17 protein-coding genes are annotated in these 19,366 nt (G+C 72.8%); 3 read left to right on the forward strand and 14 right to left on the reverse strand.

The window, feature by feature from the left end; translation table 11 throughout:
- Positions 1–7: 7 nt before the first annotated feature.
- The 11 genes from mnhG to AWC30_RS05005 form a co-directional block, all read right to left on the reverse strand.
- On the reverse strand, positions 8–325 hold the full coding sequence (gene mnhG / locus AWC30_RS04955) for a monovalent cation/H(+) antiporter subunit G (protein ID WP_085109088.1): 318 nt from the start codon (positions 323–325) through the stop codon (positions 8–10).
- The gene (locus AWC30_RS04960) at positions 322–591 is read right to left on the reverse strand and encodes a monovalent cation/H+ antiporter complex subunit F (RefSeq protein WP_085109171.1); all 270 of its coding nucleotides are present in this window, start codon (positions 589–591) and stop codon (positions 322–324) included. The genes mnhG and AWC30_RS04960 overlap by 4 nt, the downstream gene beginning before the upstream one ends.
- Entirely contained in the window at positions 588–1,100 is a 513-nt protein-coding gene (locus AWC30_RS04965; RefSeq protein ID WP_085109089.1) for a Na+/H+ antiporter subunit E, read from the reverse strand. Before AWC30_RS04965 ends, AWC30_RS04960 begins: the two co-directional genes overlap by 4 nt.
- Complete coding sequence (locus AWC30_RS04970; RefSeq protein WP_085109090.1) at positions 1,097–2,698, reverse strand: Na+/H+ antiporter subunit D; 1,602 nt, start codon at positions 2,696–2,698, stop codon at positions 1,097–1,099. The genes AWC30_RS04965 and AWC30_RS04970 overlap by 4 nt, the downstream gene beginning before the upstream one ends.
- Positions 2,695–3,144, reverse strand: coding sequence for a Na(+)/H(+) antiporter subunit C (locus tag AWC30_RS04975; RefSeq protein WP_085109091.1), 450 nt, complete (start codon positions 3,142–3,144; stop codon positions 2,695–2,697). The genes AWC30_RS04970 and AWC30_RS04975 overlap by 4 nt, the downstream gene beginning before the upstream one ends.
- Positions 3,141–6,011 carry a Na+/H+ antiporter subunit A gene (locus AWC30_RS04980; protein ID WP_085109092.1) on the reverse strand — a complete coding sequence of 957 codons (2,871 nt, stop codon included), beginning with the start codon at positions 6,009–6,011 and terminating at the stop codon, positions 3,141–3,143. The genes AWC30_RS04975 and AWC30_RS04980 overlap by 4 nt, the downstream gene beginning before the upstream one ends.
- Positions 6,012–6,298: 287 nt before the next feature.
- Complete coding sequence (locus AWC30_RS04985) at positions 6,299–8,455, reverse strand: AAA family ATPase (RefSeq protein WP_085109093.1); 2,157 nt, start codon at positions 8,453–8,455, stop codon at positions 6,299–6,301.
- Entirely contained in the window at positions 8,452–9,336 is an 885-nt protein-coding gene (pssA, locus tag AWC30_RS04990; RefSeq protein ID WP_085109094.1) for a CDP-diacylglycerol--serine O-phosphatidyltransferase, read from the reverse strand. Before pssA ends, AWC30_RS04985 begins: the two co-directional genes overlap by 4 nt.
- Entirely contained in the window at positions 9,333–10,037 is a 705-nt protein-coding gene (locus tag AWC30_RS04995; RefSeq protein ID WP_085109095.1) for a phosphatidylserine decarboxylase, read from the reverse strand. The genes pssA and AWC30_RS04995 overlap by 4 nt, the downstream gene beginning before the upstream one ends.
- A 50-nt stretch (positions 10,038–10,087) precedes the next feature.
- Positions 10,088–11,296, reverse strand: coding sequence for a molybdopterin molybdotransferase MoeA (gene moeA, locus AWC30_RS05000; protein ID WP_085109096.1), 1,209 nt, complete (start codon positions 11,294–11,296; stop codon positions 10,088–10,090).
- Positions 11,297–11,309: 13 nt separating this feature from the next.
- Positions 11,310–12,233, reverse strand: a complete 924-nt coding sequence (locus AWC30_RS05005; protein WP_085109097.1) for an SDR family NAD(P)-dependent oxidoreductase — start codon at positions 12,231–12,233, stop codon at positions 11,310–11,312.
- Positions 12,234–12,288: 55 nt separating this feature from the next.
- On the opposite strand from AWC30_RS05005, the gene AWC30_RS05010 reads away from it, so the two are divergent.
- Positions 12,289–12,804 (forward strand): PH domain-containing protein, encoded by a 516-nt coding sequence (locus tag AWC30_RS05010; protein ID WP_234807941.1) that lies wholly within the window; start codon positions 12,289–12,291, stop codon positions 12,802–12,804.
- Between the two features lie 38 nt (positions 12,805–12,842).
- On the forward strand, positions 12,843–14,324 hold the full coding sequence (locus AWC30_RS05015; RefSeq protein WP_085109173.1) for a PH domain-containing protein: 1,482 nt from the start codon (positions 12,843–12,845) through the stop codon (positions 14,322–14,324).
- On the opposite strand, the gene AWC30_RS05020 is transcribed toward AWC30_RS05015, so the two are convergent.
- The 3 genes from AWC30_RS05020 to AWC30_RS05030 are packed head-to-tail and all read right to left on the reverse strand — an operon-like array spanning position 14,255 to position 17,124.
- A complete protein-coding gene (locus AWC30_RS05020) occupies positions 14,255–14,815 on the reverse strand; it encodes a hypothetical protein (RefSeq protein WP_133053653.1) in 561 nt (186 codons plus the stop codon). The two genes, AWC30_RS05015 and AWC30_RS05020, sit on opposite strands and share 70 nt — an antisense overlap.
- 41 nt (positions 14,816–14,856) lie before the next feature.
- Positions 14,857–15,408 carry a hypothetical protein gene (locus AWC30_RS05025; RefSeq protein ID WP_133053654.1) on the reverse strand — a complete coding sequence of 184 codons (552 nt, stop codon included), beginning with the start codon at positions 15,406–15,408 and terminating at the stop codon, positions 14,857–14,859.
- Positions 15,409–15,447: 39 nt separating this feature from the next.
- Positions 15,448–17,124, reverse strand: a complete 1,677-nt coding sequence (locus AWC30_RS05030) for a DEAD/DEAH box helicase (protein ID WP_085109100.1) — start codon at positions 17,122–17,124, stop codon at positions 15,448–15,450.
- Between the two features lie 508 nt (positions 17,125–17,632).
- Between AWC30_RS05030 and groL the strand changes: the two genes are divergently transcribed.
- Positions 17,633–19,258, forward strand: a complete 1,626-nt coding sequence (gene groL / locus AWC30_RS05035) for a chaperonin GroEL (RefSeq protein WP_066851992.1) — start codon at positions 17,633–17,635, stop codon at positions 19,256–19,258.
- The last annotated feature ends 108 nt before the right edge of the window (positions 19,259–19,366 follow it).

Consider the following 19,366-nt stretch of genomic DNA (forward strand, 5'->3'; position numbering starts at 1 on the left):
GGGTTCCCTACTCGTTCATCTCGTCGACCGCCAGCTCGCTCATGTCCTGCTCGCGGTAGGCCAGCCGACCCACCCGGTGGCCCACCACCGGGGCGGTGATCACGATGAACAGCCCGGTGACCACCAGCATCCCCACGTCGAAGCTGCCGCGGAGGCGCACCGCGGCGCCGGCGAGCACCAGCAGCAAGCCGAGCACCTGCGGTTTGGTGGCCGAATGCATGCGGGCCAGGGTGTCGGGGAACCGCAGCACCCCGATCGCGGCGGTCAGCGCCAGGAGCGAGCCGGCGAGCACCAGCAGGCCGGCGATCAGGTCGGCGACGGTCACGGTTCCCTCCGTTTGTCGGGGACCCGGAACCGCGCGACGCTGACCGAGCCGACGAAGCTGATCAGCGCCAACGCGGCCAGGCTGTAGGTGACGGTGGTGTCCCCGGTGGCCGCGGCCAACGTGCCGATCCCGCACATCGCCATCGCGACCAGGGTGTCGACGGCGACCAGCCGGTCCAGGGTGGTCGGCCCGGCCAGCAGCCGGTACATGGTGATGATCGCCGCCACGCCGAGGATCACCCCGACGGCCAACCAGATCCCGGTCACGCCCGCCACTCCTTGTCCCGCTCGAACGCCGCCACGAGGAGGCGTTCCACCTCGGCGACCTGGTGGCGGAACTGCGCCACCGCGCGTGGTGAGCCGACGTCGAGGACGTGGCAGTACAGGATGCGGCGCACCTGGTCGATCTCCAACACGATCGAGCCGGGGATCAGCGTGGTGATGTTGGCGGCCAGCACCAGCACCAGATCCGACTTGATGCTCAGCGGCACCCGCAACACCCCGTTGCGCGGCACCGGTCCGGGGCGCACCGCCAGCCACGCCACCTGGAAGCTGGACTGGATCAGATACCCGGTCACCCGGGCCAGCAGGTGCAGCACCGACAGCGGGTGCGCCAACCCTTGCACCGGTACCCGCGGCATCGGCAGGGCCACCAGCACCAGCGCCGCCACCGCCAGACCGCCCAGCACGTTGGCCGGGGTGACCCGTCCCCACAGCAGCACCCAGACCGCGGCCAGCGCCACCACCGTCAGCCCGCGCAGGGCGACCGCCCTCATCGGTCACCGCCGGGGGTCAGCACCGCCGAGATGTACTCGCCGCGGTCGATCACCTCGGCGGCGGCGCGGCCGGCGTAGCCGAAGACCGGCCCGGCCGCCACCGTCATCGCCAGGCCCACGGCGATCAGCGCGACGGTGGGCACCAGCATCCCGGCCGGCATCCGGCCGACGTCGTCGCGGTCGACGAACGCGATGTCCTCGGCCTCGTCGAGCAGCACGCTGGGGGCGGCGGCGGCCAGCGCGCCCTCCGGCGCGTCGACCCGCGGCCGCCAGAACGCCCTGGTCCACACCCGGGCCATCACCAGCAGCGTGAGCAGGCTGGTGGCGACCGCGCCCCCGACCAGCGTCCAGGCCAGCACCGAGCCGTTCTCGGCCCCGGCCTGGAGCAGTGCGACCTTGCCGATGAACCCCGAAAACGGCGGGATGCCACCGAGGTTGAGGGCCGGAACGAGGAACACCGCCGCCAGCAGCGGGCTGGCGGCAAGTCCGCCGAGGCGTTGCAGGCTCGATGAGCCGCCCTGCCGTTCGATGAGACCGGCGGCCAGGAACAGGGTGGTCATCACGATGATGTGATGGGCGACGTAGTAGATCGCCCCGGCCATGCCGGTCTCGTTGGCGACGGCCACCCCGAACACCATGAAGCCGATGTGGCTGACCAGGGTGAACGACAACAGACGTTTGATGTCGCTCTGCGCTATCGCGCCGAAGATCCCCACCAGCATCGTCAGCAGCGCCGCCACCAGCAGCACCGGATCTAGCCGGCCCGCCGGGAACAGCAGCGAATGGGCCCGGATGATCGCGTACACCCCGACCTTGGTGAGCAGACCGGCGAACACCGCGGTGATGGGGGCCGGGGCGGTCGGGTAGGCGTCGGGCAGCCACGCCGACAGCGGGAACACCGCCGCCTTGATCCCGAACGCCACCAGCAGCACCGCGAAGATGGCACTGCGAATGCCCGCGCCCAGATCGCCGGTGCGGGTGGCCAATTCGGCGAGGTTGAGGGTCCCGGTGGCCGCGTACACCAGCGCGATGCCGACCAGGAAGATCAGCGACGACACCATCGAGACCATCACGTACCCGATGCCGGCCCGCACCCGGTCGGCGCTGCCGCCGATGGTCAACAGCACGAAACTGGCCGCCAGCAGCACCTCGAACCCGACGAACAGGTTGAACAGGTCCCCGGCCAGAAACGCCATGCCGACACCGGCGGCCAACGACAGGTAGGTGGGCAGGAAGATCGAGACCGGCTGGCGGTCGTCGCCGTCGCGCACACCCTGCCCGATCGCGTAGACCACCACGCACAGCAGCACGATCGCCGAGACCACCAGCATCAGCGCGGAGAGCCGGTCGACCACCAGGGAGATGCCCAGCGGGCCGAGTCCCGCGTCGGTGGGCCCCCAGCCGCCGACCGACACCGCCAGCGTGCCGTCCCGGTCGGTCAGGTACAGCAGCGCGGCGCCGACCGCGGTCACCGCGCCCAGTACGGCCAGGGTGATGGCGCGCTGGACCCGCGGCCGCGGTCCGACCACCAGGGTCAGCGCCGCGCCCAGCGTGGGCAGCAGCACCGGCAGCGGCGTCAGCGCCGCGGCGAGGCTCACGACGGCTCCCCGCTGTCGACCACCGCGTCCAGTTCGTGCGGGTCGACCGCGTCGTCGACGTCGCGCTCGGCGGCGATGGCCTCCTCGTCGGAGAGTTGGGAGACGCGGGTGGCTTCGGGGTCGTCGCCGACGACGTCGGCGGTGGTCAGCCGGTAGGAGCGGTAGGCCAGCGCCAGCACGAACGCGGCGACACCCATCGTGATGACGATCGCGGTGAGCACCATCGCCTGGGCCAGCGGGTCGGCGACGGTGTCCTTGCCCGACGAGCTCTCCTGCACCGGCGGGTTGCCCGGCGGGCCGGAGACGTGCACGATCAGCAGGTTGACCGCGTTGCCGATCATCAACAGCCCCAACAGCATCCGGGTCAGTTGCCGCTCGAGCAGCAGGTAGACACCGGCGGCGACCAGGACGCCGATGGTCAGCAGGGAGAACAGGTGCGCGTTCACCGGGCCTCCACCAGTGGGCCGGCCGGGGCGGCCGGAACCTCCTCGTCGAGGCGGGCACCCAGGCTGCGCAGCACGTCGAGCACCAGCCCGACCACCACCAGGTAGACCCCGAGGTCGAAGAAGAGCGCGGTCACCAGGGTGAGGTGGCCGAGCACCGGCAGGTCCACCGACAGCACCGCCGAAGACAACACCGGCGCCCCCAGCAGCAGCGAGCCGATCGCGGTGCCCCCGACCAGGGTCAGCCCCACCCCCAGCACCTTGCCCGCGTCCAGCGGGAGGGTCTCGCCGAGTTCGTAGCGGCCCCCGGCCAGATACCGCAGGGTCAGCGCCAGCCCGGCGGTCAACCCGCCGGCGAACCCGCCGCCGGGGGTGTTGTGGCCGGCGAAGAAGAAGTACACCGAGACCACCATGATCAGCGGGAACATGATCCGGGTGACCACTTCGAGGACCAGGGACCGTTCGTTGGGGTCGCGGTAGTCGCTACCCCGCAACCAGGTGGTGTCCCCGATGGCCGGGCTGTAGGGGGTGGCGGTGCCGAAGTCGTGCCCGGCGGCGTCGATGACGCGCGGGGCCACCCCGAACCGGCGATGCCGGAACACCAGCGACGCCACCCCGGTGGCGGCGACCAGCAGCACCGAGATCTCACCGAGGGTGTCCCAGGCCCGGATGTCGACGAGCAGCACGTTGACCGTGTTGGAGCCGTGGCCGCGCTGGTAGGCGGCCTCGGGCAGCAGCGCCGCGACCCCCACCCCGGAGCGGGCGGCCATCGCGAACGCCGCCAGGACGGTGACCGCCGCCCCGACGGCCACCGCCAGCGCGGCCCGCGGCAACCGGCTGCGACGGGGGACCGGGGCGGTCTCGGCCGGCAGCGCCCGCAGCACCAGCACGAAGATCACCAGCGTCATGGTCTCGACCAGCACCTGGGTCAAGGCCAGGTCGGGGGCGCCGTGGAGAGCGAACACCATTCCGCAGCCGTACCCGGTGATCCCGACCATCAGCACCGCCGAGAGCCGGTTGCGGGTCAGGGTCGCACCGAGTGCGGCGGTGACGATCACGACGGTGATGGTCACCTCCAGCGGGGAGTCCCACCACAGCACGCTCAGTTCCGGGCGTGCCCCGGCGGCCAGGGCCACCAGCGGCACCGTGACGAACGTGACCAGGATCATCGTCTGGTTGACCGGCAGTGAACCACTCTGGGTGAGCCCGGCGACCCGCACCGAGGTCACGTCGAGGGCCTGGATGACCGCGTTGTACACCCGGTCGGCGTTGCCCAGCGGAAGCCGGCGCAACCGGGTCAGCTGCATCGGACCGCGCGCGACGAACACCGCCGCACCGGCCGCTATCACCAGCGCCGACAGCAACAACGGCAGGTTGGCGCCGTGCCAGAGCCCCAGCGAACCGGTCACCCCGCCGGGCAGGGTGGCGGCGTAGCCGCGCAACACCGCGTCCAGTCGGCCGGCGCCCAGCCCGAGGGCCAGCCCGGCGACGGCCAGTGCGCCGGGCGCGAGCAGGAACATCCGCGCCGGCCGGTGCGCGAGGGCGACCCGGGTGCTCGGCCCGTTCTGCCCCTTGGCGGCGAACGCGCCCCAGACGAACCGCAGGCTGTAGATCATCGAGAACACCGAGCCGATCACCACTGCGGTCAGCGCGACCGGGCCGGTCGGGCCCGACGACTCGGCCAGCCCGGCGAACGCGGCCTCCTTGGCCACGAAACCCAGGAACGGGGGCAGCGCGGCCATGCTGGCCGCGGCCAGGACCGCGATCGTCGCCAGCACCGGGAAGCGCCGGCCCAGCCCGGCCAGGTCACGGATGTCGCGGGTGCCGGTGGCGTGGTCGACGATCCCGACCACCATGAACAGCGCCGCCTTGTAGGCGGCGTGGGCGCACATCACGGTCAGCCCGGCCAGCATCAGATCGCCGCTGCCCGCCCCAACCAGCGCGATCATCAACCCGAGTTGGCTGACCGTGGTGAACGCCAGCAGCAGCTTGAGGTCGTATTCGCGGACCGCGCGCCACCCGGCCGCCAGCAGCGTGGCCAGCCCCAGCCCGAGCACGGTGGCCCGCCAGCCGGGAGCGTCGGCGAACCCGGGGGCCAGCCGGGCCACCAGATAGATCCCGGCCTTGACCATCGCGGCGGCGTGCAGGTAGGCGCTGACGGGCGTGGGTGCTGCCATCGCTCCCGGCAGCCAGAAATGCAGCGGCACGATCGCCGATTTGCTCAGCGCGCCGACCAGCACCAGCAGGACACCGACGGTGACCGTGGTTCCGGTGGGCGGATGGGACACCACCTCGGAGAGCAGGTAGCTGCCCGCCGCCTGGCCGACCATGATGATCCCGACCAGCATCGCCAACCCGCCCGCGGTGGTGACCAGCAGGGCCTGGGTCGCCGCCCGCCGGCTCACCGCGCGGTCGGCGTAGTGGCCGATCAGCAGGAACGACAGCACGGTGGTCAGCTCCCAGAACACGTAGAGCACCAGCATGTTGTCGGCGACCATCAGCCCGAACATCGTGGCGGCGAAGGCGACCAGTTTCCCGGCGAAGCCCGGCACCCGTGGGTCGGGGGCGTGGCCGGGCACCGGCCGGAAGTATTCGGCGCAGTAACACAGCACCAGCGCGCCGACGCCGAGCACCAGCACGCTGAACACGGCCGCGAGGGTGTCGAGGCGCAGCGCGATGTCCATCGACAGGCCCGGCACCCAGGACACGGTCCGGCGGTGCTCGCCGGTCTGCGGCCAGGAGACCACCAGCCAGACCAGCGACGCGCCCGGCACGGTCGCGAGGAGGTAGAACATTCGCCGCCCCCACCGGCGCACCAGCAGCGGTGCCGCCGAGGCGGCGAGCGCGTGGGCGAGCAGGATCGCGAGCATCACACTCCGGTGTGGTCTGCGCTGGACGCAAGGCCGGTCAGCCCGCGGGCGGGTTGGCAGGTTTTTCGCTAGGCAGTCTACCGATCAGCGGGTGTAGGCACCGAATCGGTATCCGCCCGATCAGGCCCGTTCACGCCGAAAATCCTTGCGGCCAAAGCGGTTCACCGCGGCTGCAAAACCACCCGGCTGGCGCTGAAATCGACGTCGCAGCGGGCCCGGAGGACGAAAACAGGGCCTTGGCGGCCGAATCGGTGTCGATTTCAGGGGCAGCGGGGGTCGGGCGCGGGTCAGGAACGCCCGGCGGCGAAGCTCCGCAACGCCGCGACCTGCGCGGTGTCCAGCGAGGGGCGCACCGCCCGGCGGGCAGCGGCGATGTCGGCGGCACCCACCTCGGCGGCGTCGAGCGACCGGCGCATCGCGGTGAGTGCGGCCTCACGCAGCAGGGCGACGCAGTCGGCGGCGCTGTAGCCGTCCAACTCCGCCGCGGCCTCATCGAGGTCGACATCGCCGGCCAGCGGGACCGAGCGGGCCGCGGTGCGCAGGATGTCGGCGCGGGCCGCGGCGTCCGGTGGCTGGACGAACACCAGCCGCTCCAGCCGGCCCGGCCGCAGCAGCGCCGGGTCGATCAGGTCCGGCCGGTTGGACGCCCCGACGATCACCACGTCGCGCAACGGTTCGACCCCGTCGAGCTCGGTGAGCAGGGCGGCGACCACCCGGTCGCTGACCCCGGAGTCCACGCTCTGACCGCGCCGCGGCGCCAGCGCGTCGATCTCGTCGAGGAACACCAGCGCGGGCGCGGAGTCGCGGGCCCGGCGGAACAGGTCGCGCACCGCCTTCTCACTGCTGCCCACCCATTTGTCCAGCAGCTCCGGGCCCTTGACCGCGTGCACGCTCAGCCGCCCCGAACTGGCCAGTGCCCGGACCAGGAATGTCTTGCCGCAGCCCGGCGGCCCGTACAGCAGCACCCCGCGGGGCGGGTCCACGCCGAGGCGGGCGAAGGTGTCGGGATGCTGCAGCGGCCACAGCACCGCCTCGGTCAGCGCTTGCCGGGTCTCGGCCATGTCCCCGACATCGTCGAGGGTCACATCGCCCACCGCGATCTCCGCGCCCGCCGAGCGGGACAGCGGCCGTATCACCCCGAGCGCGCCGAGCAGGTCCTCTTGGCGCACCGTCGGGGGTGTGCCGTCGTCGCTGGCCCGGGCGGCAGCCCGCAACGCCGCCTCCCGGACCAGCGCGGCCAGGTCGGCGACCACGAAGCCGGGGGTGCGGTCGGCGACCTCGCCGAGCTGCAGGTCCGCAGTGGGCGCCGAACGCAGCAGCGACTCCAGCAGGGCGCGGCGGGTCGTCGCGTCCGGCAGGCTGACCACCAGTTCCCGGTCGCACAACTCCGGGCCGCGCAGCCGCCCGTCCAGCCGGTCGGGCGTCGCCGACGTGGCGATGAACGCCGTCCCGTCGGCGGCCACGGCGGTGCGCAGCTCCGCCAGGATCGGGGTCGCCACCGGCGCGACGGTCTCGGGCAGCAGCGCGTCGATGTCGGTGACCAGCAGCACCCCGCCGTCGATGCGCAGCCGAGCCACCGCGTCGCGGACCGCGGCCAGCCGGTCGTCGGGGGCCAGCGCGCCGGTGTCCGGGCCGTCGAGTTCCACCAGCCGGCGCCCGGAACACACCGAACGGACCAGGGTGGACTTGCCCACCCCGGCCGGCCCGGACACCAGTACCCCCAGGTGCGGGTCGGCGCCCAGGCTGCGCAGCAGCTGCGGCTGGTCGAGCGCCAGCTTCAGCCATTCGGTGAGTTTGTCGGCCTGGACGCCGACGCCTTTGAGGTCGTCGACCGCCGGGGCCGGTTCGGCGGCGGCGGCCGGCGGCGGTGCGGTGGCCTCGCTGCCCCAACTCACCGCGGTGTTGGGTTGCACGCTGACCGGCGCGGCCGGGTCGACCGCGGTCACCGTGAGCAGTTCGGAGGTCCAGGTGATGCCGACCGCGGCGGCCAGTGCCGCGCCGGCCGCCGCGTCGCTGCCCACGTCGACGGTGTCGCGCGGGCCCAGGTCGCGGGGGAGCAGGGAGACGGCGTCGCCGACGGTGAGCACCTTGCCCAGCAGGGCCCGCCGCAGGGTGGCGGTCGGCAGCGAGGCGGCCAGCGCCGAGCCGGCCAGGCGCACCGTGCGGGCGGCGGCGACGTCGGCCGCGGCCACCAGCACCTCACTGTCCTCGGCGAGCCCGGCGTTGGACAAGGCCAGATCGTCGAGCAGCGCGAGGCCGGGGGCGCCGGCCGGGTCGGCGGCGGCCGCGACGGCGGCGGTGGTGCGGGACCCGGTCAGCGACACGGCATCCCATTCGCGGATGCCCAGCGCCGCCAGCGCCTCGGGGTGCAGCCGCACCACACCGCGGCGGGCGTCGACCGCGGAGGTGTTCAGCCGCGCGGTCAGCCGCAGGTGCCGGCTCATCGGCCCGGCTTGCGCAGCCCCAGCCGCGTCATCGAGCGCCGGTTGGGCTGAGCGCGCCGGATGGCCCGTCGGGCCGGTCCGGGCTGGGCACGCCGAATCGCCCGGCGGGCCGCCCGCCACTCGTGCGGCTTGTCCTCCCAGGTCTCCGGGTGGGCCGCCACCCAGCGGTGGCCGCGCACCCCGAACGGGATGTGGATCAGGTAGGCGGCGATGAGCACCAGGATCAGGATGTAGGGGAACAGCAGCGCCGCGCCCGCCACGACCACCACCGCGGCCAGCAGCAACGCCGCCAGGTTCGGCGGCACCGCCACCGCGTGCATCTTGCGCATCGGGATGCGGGAGACCACCAGGGCTGAACAGAACACCAGCCAGGCGCAGACGAACCACTCCGAGGTCCACCAGCCGGTGTCGAACTGCATGGCGGCGGCCAGCGGCCCGATCACCGCGAGCGCGCCCGCCGGGGCGGGCATCCCGACGAAGTACTCGCGGGTGTAGGCGGGCTGAGCGGTGTCGTCGAGCAGTGCGTTGAACCGGGCCAGCCGCAACACGATGCAGACCGCGTACAGCAGCGCCGCGATCCAGCCGGCCGGGGAGGTCGGCAGCATCGTGACGTAGATGACCACCGCGGGCGCCACCCCGAAGTTGACCGCGTCGGCCAGGGAGTCGATCTCTTCACCCATCCGGGACGCGGCGTCGAGGAGCCGGGCCACCCGCCCGTCGAGGCCGTCGAGGATGGCGGCCGCGGCGATCATCGCCATCGCCAGATGCGGCTCGGCATCCAGTGCGAACTTGATCGAGGTCAGCCCGGCGCAGATCGCCAGGACCGTCATCGACCCGGGCAGGATGCGCAGGCCCACCGCCCGCCGGCCGGCGCGGGTCATGCCAACTCGGCCAGGACGGTCTCGCCGCCGACGGCGCGCTGGCCCACCCGCACCGTCGGCTCGGTCCCGGCGGGGAGATAGGTGTCCAGCCGGGAGCCGAACCGGATCAGTCCGTAGGTGTCGCCGATCGCCACGGTGTCGCCGGACCTGGCCTCGCAGACGATGCGGCGGGCCAGCAGTCCGGCGATCTGCACCGCGATCACCTGCGCGCCCTCGGGGGTGCGCAACACCAGGCTGGTGCGTTCGTTGTCGGTGCTGGCCACCGGCCGCTCCGCGGAGTAGAACCGGCCCGGGCGGTGGTGCACCGCGAGCACCTCACCGGAGACCGGGGCGCGCTGCACGTGCACGTCGAACAGGGACAGGAAGATGCTCACCCGGGGCAGTGCAGTGTCGGCCAGCCCCAACTCGGGCGGCGGGGCGGCGGTGTCGACCAGGCAGACGGTGCCGTCGGCGGGCGCGACCACGGCGCCGACGGTCGACGGCGGCACCCGCGGCGGGTGCCGGAAGAAGCCCGCGCACGCGCCGGCGACGGCCAGGCCACCGCGGCGCACCCAGCGGTACCGGTGCCCGGCCAGCGCCACCGAGAGCCCGGCGGCGACGAACGGGAGGCCGGCGGGGTGCACCGGCGGCACCGTCGTGCGGACCAGGTTCAACAGACGCTGGGACGTCGTGGCGGTCTCGAGGTCGGGCGGGCGGGCCATTCGGACATCCTAGAGGGGCATCACGCCCGGTCGGTCCGCGGACGATCCGGTCAGCGCAGGTCCCACGCCCGCACCGGCGCGCCCACCGGCAGATCGGTGACGTCGGCGGGGATGTCCAACAGACAGGTCGCCGAGGCCAGGAACCGCAGATGGTGGGAGGCGGGCGGCCCGGCGCTGGTCACCGTGCCGTTGTCGGCGTCGAGGGCGCCGCGACGGAACTGCCGCTTGCCGCGCGGCGAGGTCAGCGGCTCGGCGAGCACCGCCTCCAGAGTGGGGCGGTGCGCCGCGGCGAAGCCGAGTGCGGCGCGCAGCGCCGGTCGCAGGAACACCTCGAAGGAGACCAGCGCACTGACCGGGTTGCCCGGCAGGGTGATCACCGGCACCTCGCCGACCCGGCCGATGCCCTGCGGCATGCCGGGCTGCATCGCCACCTTGACGAACTCGACGCCCTGGCCGCCGTCGCGGCCGAACGCGTCCTTGACCACCTCGTAGGCGCCCGCGGAGACCCCGCCGCTGGTGACGATGAGGTCGGTGTCGCCGGCGTGGGCGGTGAGCACGGCGCCGAACTCGGCCACGTCGTCGCTGACGGTGGCCACCGCGGCCACCTCCGCGCCGGCCTCCCGGATCGCCGCGGCCAGCATCGCGGCGTTGGACTCATAGATCTGGCCGGGCCGCAGCGGGGTGCCGGGGGCGACCAGCTCGGTGCCGGTGGAGATCACCAACACCCGCGGCCGCGGCCACACGCTCACCCGGTCGATCCCGAGCGCGGCGACCAGCCCCACCACCGGCGGGGAGACCCGGCGCCCGGCGGTGAGCACGGTGTCGCCGGCGGCGACGTCCTCACCGGCGCGCCGGATGTGGCGTCCCTCGCCGGTCGGCGCCCGGAACGTGACGGTCTCGACCCCGCCGTCGGTGTTCTCCACCGGCACCACCCCGGTCGCCCCGGCCGGCATCGGCGCGCCGGTCATGATCCGGTGCGCGGTTCCCGGCGTCAGCGCGGGGATCTCGTCGGTGCGTCCCGCCGGGATGTCCTCGGCCACCGGCAGGGTCACCGGCTGCTCGGGGCCGGCGTCGGCGACGTCGGCGGCGTACACGGCGTAGCCGTCCATCGCGGAGTTGTCGAACACCGGCAGGGAGATCGGCGCGACCACGTCGGCGGCCAGGACCAGTCCCTCGGCCTGCACCAGCGGTAGCAGGACCGGGTCGCCGGCGCCGATCAGTTCGGCGACCGCCCGTTGGTGTTCTTCGACGGCACGCAATTCCGACCTCCGTTTAGACGCGGTAGCTCACGCCGGTGAGCTCTTCGGAGACCGCCCACAGCCGGCGCTGGATCTCCTCGTCGTGGGACTGGCGGCTGGACCGCACCGGCACCGGGTGCCCGCGCTGCTGCTGCCAGCCGTCGGGGCCGAAGTACTGCCCGCCGGTCACGGCCGGGTCGGTGGCCGCCCGCAGGGTCGGCAGCGCCCCCATCTCGGCGGGCTGGAACAGCAGCTTGCTGGTCCAGGCGGCGAGCGGACGCATCGGCGCCGGAAGGTTGCGGATCAGCTCGGTGTTCGAGGCGCCGGGGTGCGCTGCGACCGCGATCGTCGGGGCGTCCGCGGCGCTGAGCCGGCGCTGTAACTCGTAGGTGAACAACAGGTTGGCCAGCTTGGATTGGCCGTAGGCGCCGACCCGGCTGTAGGACCGCTGCCATTGCAGGTCGTCGAAGTGGATGGCGGCCTTGAACCGATGCGCGTTGGACGAGACGGTGACCACCCGCGAACCCGGGACCGTCAGCATCGCATCCAGCAGCAGCCCGGTCAGCGCGAAATGCCCCAGATGGTTGGTGCCGAACTGCATCTCGAAGCCGTCGGCGGTGTCCTGCCGGGGGGTGAACATCACCCCGGCGTTGTTGATCAGCAGGTCGATCCGCGGGTGCGCCGCGCGCAGGTCGGCGGCGGCGGCGCGCACCGAGGCCAGCGACGCCAGGTCCAGTCGGGCGGTGCTGACCGTGGCACCGGGATGGTCGGCGCGGATCCGGTCGGCGGCCGCTTCGCCGCGGGCCGGGTCCCGGACCGCCAGCACGACGTGCGCGCCGTGTCCGGCGAGTTCCGCGGCGGCCTGGTAGCCGATTCCGGTGTTGGATCCGGTGACGACCGCGGTGCGACCGGTCTGGTCCGGCACGTCGGCGGCGCTCCACTGCTGCGGTGAGCTCATGGTTTCTGACCCTACCGGCGGGCACCGGAGCGTCGGGGTGGGTCATTCTTAGGGCATGGCTGCCGGCAACGAGGACGTTCGCGACATGGTGACGATGGCTGCGCCGGCACACCGGCCCAGCACCAAGGCGCCGCTGGTGTGGGCGCTCGGCGGGGCGATCCCGTGGGCGGTGCTGGCGCTGGCGCAGCTGGTGTGGGCGCTCACCGATCCGCGGCTGGCGTGGCTGCACGCGCTGCTGGGGGTGTTGACCCTGCTGGGGTTGTTGGTGGCGACGGTGGTGGCGCCGCTGTGGCGCTACCGGGTGCACCGGTGGGAGATCAGCCCGCAGGCGGTGTACACCCGCACCGGTTGGCTGGTGCAGGAGAGCCGCATCGCCCCGATCTCGCGGGTGCAGACCGTCGACACCTACCGCGGCCCGCTGGACCGGTTGTTCGGGCTGGCCAACGTCACCGTCACCACCGCGTCGTCGGCCGGGGCGGTGCGGATCGTGGCGCTGGACGCCGACGTCGCCGACCATGCCGTGACCTGGCTGACCGGGATCGCCGCCGCCGCGGCCGAGGACGCCACGTGAGCGCGCCCGAACCCGGCTGGCAGCGGCTGAGCCCGCGGATGCTGCTGGTGCACCCGCTGCACGAGGTGCTGCGCAACCTGCCGCTGGTGTTCGGTGCGGTCGTGCTGGGCTCGACCACCGGCGACCCGACCTGGCTGCTGGTCGCGGTCGCCATCACCGTCGGGGTGGGGGTGGCGCGCTGGGCGACCACCAGCTACCGCATCGACGCGGCCGAGGTGCAGTTGCGGTCCGGGCTGCTGCGCCGCACCACGGTGGCCGTGCCGCGCACCCGCATCCGATCGGTGTCCACCGACGCCCGGCTGCTGCACCGGCTACTGGGGCTGACGGTGTTGCGGGTGTCCACCGCTGAAGCCGGCGCATCGGTGTTCGAACTCGACGCGGTCGCGGCCGACGAGGTGCCCGCGCTGCGCACGCTGCTGCTCGCCGGATCCGAGCAAACCGGCGAGACCGACGCCGACGCCCCGCGCCGGACGGGCCGGGTGCTGGCGCGGTGGCAGCCGTCCTGGCTGCGCTACAGCCCGCTGAGCGTCTCCGGGCTGGTCGGGATCGGCGCCGTCGTCGGGTTGGCCTATCAGGCCGGCGCCGACAGACTGCTGGAGGACTCGCGGCTGGGGGAGTCGGCGGCCGCCACCACCGCGGAGTGGGGGGTCCCGCTGACCGTCGCGGTGGTCGTGGCCGCGGTGGTGGTGTTCTCGGTGCTCGGCGCGGTCGGGCGTTCACTGCTGGTCTACGGCAACCTGGTGCTGACCCGCCGCGCCGGGGTGCTGCACCTCGAGCACGGGCTGATCCGGCAGCGCGCCGCCACCTTCGACATGCGCCGGCTGCGGGGTGGCACGGTGCGCGAGCCGCTGCTGGTGCGCGCGCTCGGCGGTGCGCAACTGGACGCGGTGATGACCGGGGTGCGCGGCGCGGGCGAGGCGTCGCTGCTGCTGCCGCCGTGTCCGGCGCCGACCGCGCGGCGGGTGTTGACCCGGCTGATCGGCGACGCCGAGACGGTGACCGGGCCGCTGCGCGGTCACGGCCCGGCCGCCGCCCGGCGCCGCTTCACCCGGGCGCTGGCGGTGCCGGCGGCCGCGGTGCCCGTGCTGCTGCTGGCGTCCGCGCCGGTGTGGGCGTGGGCGGTGTGGGCGGCGGTGACCGGCTGCTGCGTGGCGTTGGCCGCCGACCGGGTCCGCGCGTTGGGGCATCGGGTGGACCGGCGTTGGCTGGTGGCCCGCTCGGGCAGCCTGGAGCGGCGCCGCGACTGCATCGCCACCGCGGGGGTGCTGGCCTGGACGGTGCGGCAGAGCTGGTTTCAGCGCCGGGCCGGGGTGGCGACGCTGGTCGCCGCGACCGCCGCCGGGGTCAAGGCCTACCAACTGCTCGACGTGCCGGCCGGGTGGGCGTGGACGATCGCCGCGACCGCCTCGCCGTGGGTCGCCGAGTCGGTGTGGGCCGGCCCGGCCGACGGTCAGCGCGGTGGCTCGGGTGGCGCCGGGATGTCCGGGAGGTCCGGCAGCGCCCAGCCGTCCTTGGGATAGACGTTGACGGTGTATTCCAGCCGGTAGTGCTCGGCGTCGGGGTTGCCGCACAGGTGGACGATGTAAGCGCCGGTGGCGGCGTCCTCCTTGCGGAACTGCGACTCCCGTTCGCAGGGCCCGCCGCTCCACTGCGAGGTGTCCTCGATCGGCTCGAAACCGGTATCGGTGAGCAGCCGCTCCGCGTCGTCCAGACCGGCCGGCGGCAGCCCGCCGACCGTCACCGTCCAGATCTTGCCGAGGGACCCCAGCACGTCACGGGAGTCGGCGTGCAGGTCGCCGGCCACGATCGGCACGTCGGCGGGGAAGTCGGCGGGCAGCGCGTCGGGCGGTGCGGCGCCGGGCAGCACGGGCGGAGCCGGCGAGGTCGACGACGACGCCGCCTCCGGCGGTGCGGCCGGCTCGGCGGTGTCAGCGGCGTGCCGACCGCACCCGGCGACCACGGCCGACGCCGTCGCGACGACCACGAGCATGCGATACCGCCACGAATCCATGGCGGTAGTTAAACATCACCGCGACGCGAAGGTGCGCGGTGTCAGCGTCCGTGCGGCACGGTCGAGGTCGGTGCCTCGGACTCGTCGGCGGCGGTGGTGGTCGGCGCCGCGGTGTCCTCGGCGGCGGTGGTGGTCGTCGTCGCGGCGGCCGGGAACACCCCGACGTCGTAGTCGAGCTTGTAGCCGGTGTCGGTCTGGTTGCCGCACAGCCCGACCGTGTAGTGAATGTCGCCCTCGGTGGTGTCGGTGTTGTCGAAGCCGGAGCGGCGTTCGCACGGGCCTGGGGTTGGCGCGGGATCGGTGGTCTTGAACCCGGCGTCGGCGAGCAACTGCTCGGCGGTGGCGAAGGCCTCGCTGTCGATGCCGGTCACGTTGAGCGTCCAGACCCCGGAGCCGTTGGCCCCGGCGAAGTAGTCGCCCTGCACGTCGCCGTTGACCACCGGCACGTCCGACGGGAAGCCGCTCGGCAGTGAGTCGGCGGCGGCGCGGTCGGTCGACGGTGTGGTGTCGACGTCGGTGTCGGTTTTGCTGCTACAGCCCGCCAGCGCGAGCCCCCCTGCGATCACAACGATGCCAAGCTGTCGAATTCTCATGCCGTCGAGTTTGGCACGCGGGCGGGCCCGCCGCAGGGTTTACAGGCCGCGGACGGCTTCGATGCGCTGTTCGAGCTGCACGGCGGTGGCGGCCGCGACCGGCGGGCCGCCGCAGATGCGGCGGAGCTCGTTGTGGATCCAGCCGTGCGGCTTGCCCAGCCGGTGATGGGCGGCGGAGACCAGCGCGTTGAGTTCGCGGCGCAGTTCCCGCAGCCGGCCGTGCGGGGTGATCGGGGCCGCGCCTGCTGCGCTGCGCGCCGACAGCTGCTCGTCCTGGCGGCGGCGCAGCAGCTCGCGCATCTGGGCGGCGTCGAGCAGGCCGGGGATGCCCAGATAGTCGTCCTCCTCCGGGCTGCCGGCCGGGGTGGCGGTGCCGAACGAGGAGCCGTCGAAGATCACCTGGTCGAGTTCGGCGTCCGAGCCGAGCGAGGTGAACGAGTTGTCGGTGTCGCCGGGTTCGCTCTGGGTGCGCTGGGCGGCGGCCAGTTCATCCTCGGGGTCCTTCTCCCGGTGCGGCTCGCCGAGGACGTGGTTGCGTTGGGTCTCCAGTTCGCTGGCCAGCTGCAGCAGGGCCGGCACCGACGGCAGGAAGATGCTGGCGGTCTCGCCGGGCCGCCGCGACCGCACGAACCGGCCGACCGCCTGGGCGAAGAACAGCGGAGTGGAGGCGCTGGTGGCGTAGACCCCCACGGCCAGCCGCGGCACGTCGACTCCCTCGGAGACCATCCGCACCGCGACCAGCCAGCGGGTGGTGGCCTGGCTGAACGCGGTGATGCGGTCCGAGGCGCCCGGGTCGTCGGAGAGCACGACGGTGGGCTCTTCACCGGTGATGCGGGCCAGCAGGCGGGCGTAGGCGCGCGCGGCGGTCTGGTCGGAGGCGATCACCATCCCACCGGCGTCGGGCACGTGGTCACGCAGCTGACGCAACCGGCGGTCGGCGGCGGAGATCACCGCGGGCATCCACTCACCGGCCGGGTCGAGGGCGGTGCGCCAGGCCCGTGCGGTGTGTTCGGCGGTCAGCGGCTCGCCGAGGCGGGCGGCGTACTCCTCGCCGGCGCTGTCGCGCCAGCGGGCCTCCCCGGAGTAGGCGAGGAAGACCACCGGGCGGACCACGCCGTCGGCCAGCGCGTCGGTGTAGCCGTAGGTGTGGTCGGCGCGGGAGCGGCGCACTCCCGAGGCGTCGGCGTCATAGGTGATGAACGGGATGGCGGCGTCGTCGCTGCGGAACGGGGTCCCGGTCAGCGCCAGCCGGCGGGTGGCGTCGGAGAACGCCTCGACGATGCCCTCGCCCCAGCTCTTGGCGTCCCCGCCGTGGTGGATCTCGTCGAAGATCACCAGGGTGCGGCGGTTCTCGGTGCGCACCCGGTGGCGGGTGGGGTGGCTGGCGACCTGCGCGTAGGTGATGACCACGCCGTGGAAGTCGGCGCTGGTCTGGCCGGCGGTGTTGGAGAACCGGGGGTCCAGGGCGAGGCCGGCTGCGGCGGCGGCCGCCGCCCACTGGATTTTCAGGTGTTCGGTGGGCACCACCACGGTGATCGCATCGACGGTGCGGTCGGCCAGCAGTTCGGCGGCGATTCGCAGTGCGAACGTGGTCTTGCCCGCCCCGGGGGTGGCGACCAATAGGTAGTCGCGAGGCTTGCCGCTGAGGTATTTCACCAGCGCACGGCGCTGCCAACCCCGCAAAGCCTGGGTGCGGGGCGCTTCTATTGCCCGCACCCGAGGCCTCCTATCCGAATCGGATTGCAGTCTAGGGCAACCCGGTCGGCGGACCGCCCTAGCGTCGGTGGGGTGTCGCGGGTGGCGGATGTGCCGCGGGTGGCGGATGTGCCGGGCGGGACTCCGCGACGGGCGGGACGCGCGCCGTCCGGCCGGTACCCGCTGTTCGGGGCGCGCATTCTGTCGTCTGGGTGCCGGCCGCAACGGGGATACGCCCTGAAATCGACACCTCAGCGGCGTTACGGGCCCGATTTCGGGACTATGGCTCCGCTGGAGCGTCGATTTCAGGGGCGTTGGGCCCCGGCGGGCTCGCCTGCGGGCCCGTTGCACGGGTGCGGTGCCGATCTTGCACTCTCCATAGGCGAGTGCTAAGAATGACTTGGCACTCGCGACCGGTGAGTGCTAGGTCGGGACGGTGAGACCAGGCCCACACAGTCTGCGTCGTCCGTCGCGGGCATCGGACCCGGCCCGGAAACGTGTCACCCCCTAATCGGAGGATCACTTCGCAATGGCTAAGCAGATTGCGTACGACGAAGAGGCCCGCCGCGGCCTCGAGCGGGGTCTGAACGCCCTCGCCGACGCGGTAAAGGTGACGCTGGGCCCCAAGGGTCGCAACGTCGTCCTGGAGAAGAAGTGGGGCGCTCCCACGATCACCAACGATGGTGTGTCCATCGCCAAGGAGATCGAGCTGGAGGACCCGTACGAGAAGATCGGCGCCGAGCTGGTCAAGGAAGTCGCCAAGAAGACCGACGATGTCGCCGGTGACGGCACCACCACGGCCACCGTGCTCGCCCAGGCGCTGGTGCGCGAGGGCCTGCGCAACGTCGCCGCGGGCGCCAACCCGATGGGCCTGAAGCGCGGCATCGAGGCGGCCACCGAGAAGATCGCCGAGACCCTGCTCAAGGGCGCCAAAGAGGTGGAGACCAAGGAGCAGATCGCTGCCACCGCCGGGATCTCCGCCGGGGACAGCTCCATCGGTGAGCTGATCGCCGAGGCGATGGACAAGGTCGGCAACGAGGGTGTCATCACCGTCGAGGAGGCCCAGACCTTCGGCCTGCAGCTCGAGCTCACCGAGGGTATGCGCTTCGACAAGGGCTACATCTCCGGCTACTTCGTCACCGACGCCGAGCGTCAGGAGGCCGTGCTGGAGGACCCCTACATCCTGCTGGTGTCCGGCAAGGTGTCCACCGTCAAGGACCTGCTTCCGCTGCTGGAGAAGGTCATCCAGTCCGGCAAGCCGCTGCTGATCATCGCCGAGGACGTCGAGGGCGAGGCGCTGTCGACCCTGGTGGTCAACAAGATCCGCGGCACCTTCAAGTCGATCGCGGTCAAGGCGCCGGGCTTCGGTGACCGCCGCAAGGCGATGCTGCAGGACATGGCGATCCTCACCGGTGGTCAGGTCATCTCCGAAGAGGTCGGCCTGTCGCTGGAGACCGCCGACATCGCGCTGCTGGGTAAGGCCCGCAAGGTCGTCGTCACCAAGGACGAGACCACCATCGTCGAGGGCGCCGGGGACTCCGACGCCATCGCCGGCCGGGTGGCCCAGATCCGCAGCGAGATCGAGAACAGCGACTCCGACTACGACCGGGAGAAGCTGCAGGAGCGGCTGGCCAAGCTCGCCGGTGGTGTCGCGGTGATCCGTGCCGGTGCCGCCACCGAGGTGGAGCTCAAGGAGCGCAAGCACCGCATCGAGGACGCGGTGCGCAACGCCAAGGCCGCCGTCGAGGAGGGCATCGTCGCCGGTGGCGGCGTGTCACTGCTGCAGGCTGGCCCGGTGCTCGACGAGCTGAAGCTCGACGGCGACGAGGCCACCGGCGCCAACATCGTCAAGGTGGCGCTGGAGGCTCCGCTGAAGCAGATCGCGGCCAACGCCGGGCTGGAGCCCGGTGTGGTTGCCGAGAAGGTCCGCAACTCCAAGGCCGGCACCGGCCTGAACGCGGCCACCGGCGACTACGAGGACCTGCTCGCGGCCGGCATCGCCGACCCGGTCAAGGTTACCCGCTCCGCGCTGCAGAACGCGGCGTCGATCGCGGCGCTGTTCCTGACCACCGAGGCGGTCGTCGCCGACAAGCCGGAGAAGGCGGGCGCCCCGGCGGCCGACCCGACCGGCGGCATGGGTGGCATGGACTTCTAGAAGTCCAGAACACGCTGTAACGACAAGGCCCGGACCGCAAATGCGGTCCGGGCCTTCGTCGTCGGTGTGGGTCGTCGGTGCGGGCCCGCTCTTCTCGTCGACTCTGCG

This window comes from Mycolicibacillus trivialis (genome assembly GCF_002102395.1).
In the GTDB taxonomy this organism is placed as follows: Bacteria; Actinomycetota; Actinomycetes; order Mycobacteriales; family Mycobacteriaceae; genus Mycobacterium; species Mycobacterium triviale.